The organism is Phenylobacterium sp. (assembly GCF_036263695.1).
GTDB lineage: Bacteria > Pseudomonadota > Alphaproteobacteria > Caulobacterales > Caulobacteraceae > Phenylobacterium.
On the sequence record NZ_DATAGM010000386.1, the window covers coordinates 1 to 2,335 of the forward strand.

General features: G+C 70.3%; 3 protein-coding genes. All 3 read left to right on the top strand.

The features are described from left to right. The coding region (locus VHK87_RS15610; protein WP_329635814.1) for a DNA gyrase C-terminal beta-propeller domain-containing protein at positions 1–1,115 on the top strand (1,115 nt) is incomplete at its 5' end. A gap of 115 nt (positions 1,116–1,230) precedes the next feature. Further along, entirely contained in the window at positions 1,231–1,908 is a 678-nt protein-coding gene (locus VHK87_RS15615) for a site-2 protease family protein (RefSeq protein WP_329635815.1), read from the top strand. An 80-nt stretch (positions 1,909–1,988) separates the two neighbouring features. Then, positions 1,989–2,335, top strand: a 347-nt coding sequence (locus VHK87_RS15620) for a serine hydrolase (protein ID WP_329635816.1), incomplete at its 3' end; no start/stop codon positions are given.

Below are 2,335 nucleotides of genomic sequence, written 5' to 3' on the forward strand. Positions count from 1 at the left end.
AGATCGAGGCCCGGCTGCACATCCTGGCCGGCCTGCTGATCGCCTTCCTGAACCTCGACGAGGTGATCCGCATCGTCCGCTACGAGGACGAGCCGAAGGCGAAGCTGATCGCCGCCTTCGAGCTCACCGAGACCCAGGCCGAGGCAATCCTCAACACCCGCCTGCGCCAGCTCGCCAAACTGGAGGAGATGGAGATCCGGCGCGAGCACGCCGAGCTATCCGAGGAGCGCGACGAGCTGCTCAAGATGCTGGGCTCGGACAAGCTGCAGTGGCGCCTAGTGGGCGTCGGTCTCAGGGACGTGCGGGCCGTGCTGGGTCCGGAGACGACGCTCGGCAAGCGCCGCTCGATCTTCGCCGAGGCGCCGGCGGTCGATCCCGATGCGGCCATCGAGGCGATGGTGGTGCGCGAGCCGATCACCGTCATCCTCTCCGAGCGCGGATGGATCCGCGCCGCCAAGGGCAAGGTCGAGGACCCCTCGGAGCTGAAGTTCAAGGAGGGCGACAAGCTCGCCTTCCTGGTCCCGGCCGAGACCACCGACAAGCTGCTGATCTTCGCCTCCGACGGGCGGTTCTTCACCCTGGGCTGCGACAAGCTTCCCTCCGCCCGCGGCCACGGTGAGCCGCTGCGCCTGATGCTCGATCTGGACGACAAGGTGGGCGTGCTGTCGGTGTTCCCGCACAAGCCGGGCTCCAAGCGGCTGGTCGCGTCCAAGGCAGGCTACGGTTTCATCCTGCCGGAAGAGGAGGCGATCGCCTTCCGCCGGGCCGGCAAGCAGGTGCTGAACGTCGACGCCAAGGGCGCGGCGCTCTGCCTGCCGATGACCGGCGACCAGATCGCGGTGATCGGCGACAACGGCAAGATCCTGATCTTCCCGGCCGCCGAGCTGCCGGAGATGTCCCGCGGCAAGGGCGTGAAGCTGCAGGCCTACCGCGAGGGCGGCCTGCGCGATGCGCTGGTGTTCGACAGCGCCGAAGGGGCCAGCTGGATCGACACGGCCGGCCGCACCCGCGCCTGGCCGGAGTGGGGCCAGTGGGCGGGCCGGCGGGCCAGCGCCGGCAAGGTCGCGCCCAAGGGCTTCCCGGCGGGCAAGCGCTTCAAGCCAAAGCAGGTCTAGGCTGACCACGCCCGAGCAGCCTCAGCCGGCCGAGACCTCCCGACCGCGCGGGATCAGCGGCGCGGCCGTCGCCCTGCTGGTCCTGTGGCTCGCGCTCGGCGGGGCGCTGGCCTTCGTGCCAGGCGCGCCCGACATCCTGACCTTCCTGTTCGTGGTCGCCGGCTGGATCCTGGCCCTGATCGCCCACGAGTTCGGCCACGCCTTCGTCGCCTGGAAGGCCGGCGACCACACCGTCGAGACCAAGGGCTACCTGACGCTCGATCCCTTCAAATACGCGGACCTCGGAACCAGCCTGGTGATCCCGCTGATCGCCCTGGCGCTCGGCGGTATCGGCTTTCCCGGCGGAGCGGTCTACCTGCGCGAGGACCTGATGCGCAGCCGTCTGTGGCGCTCGGCGTCCTCGCTGGCCGGGCCGGCGGGGACGCTGGCGGCCTTCGTCCTGCTCGCGGCGCTCGCCCAGCTGTGGCTCGGCCTCTCAGGGATGCAGGGCATCGCGCTGGTCTCCGGCCTGGCGTTCCTGGCTTTCCTGCAGGCTACGGCGCTGATCCTCAACCTGCTGCCGGTCCCCGGCCTCGACGGCTATGGCGTCTTCCGGCCCTTCCTGCCCACCGCCGTCCGCCAACGCCTGCGCAAGTTCGAGCCGCTGGCCATGATGGGCCTGTTGCTGGCCCTGTTCCTCATCCCCGGCGTCGCCCAGGCGCTCATCGGGACCGCCGCCGACCTGACCCAGCTGGCCGGCGTCCCCGGCATCGCCATCGCCTCCGGATTCGACGCCTTCCGCTTCTGGGATTGAGCCTTTCAGGGCTGAAATCGGCCCGGCCGATTCCGACCGCTAAACTCGCGCCAACGACAAGAAGGTCAGGGGAGGGGCTGATGACCCATCGTGGAACACGACTGCTGGCGGCTGTCCTGGCGGCGAGCCTGGCCGCGAGTTCGGCGGCGCCGGCGTACGCCCAGCGCCGGCCGGCGGCGGAGCTGGCGCCGGCCGCCTCGCCTGAGGCCGTGGGCTTTTCGTCCGAGCGGCTGAAGCGGCTCGACGCGGCCATGGCCAAGGTCGTCGCCGACGGCGAGGTGGCGGGCATGACCACCTACCTCGCCCGCCACGGCAAGCTGGTGGCCTTCAACACCTACGGCGAGGCCGCGCCCGGCCGGCAGATGAGCAAGGACGCCATCGTCCGCATCTACTCCATGTCTAAGCCGATCACCGGCGTGGCCATGAT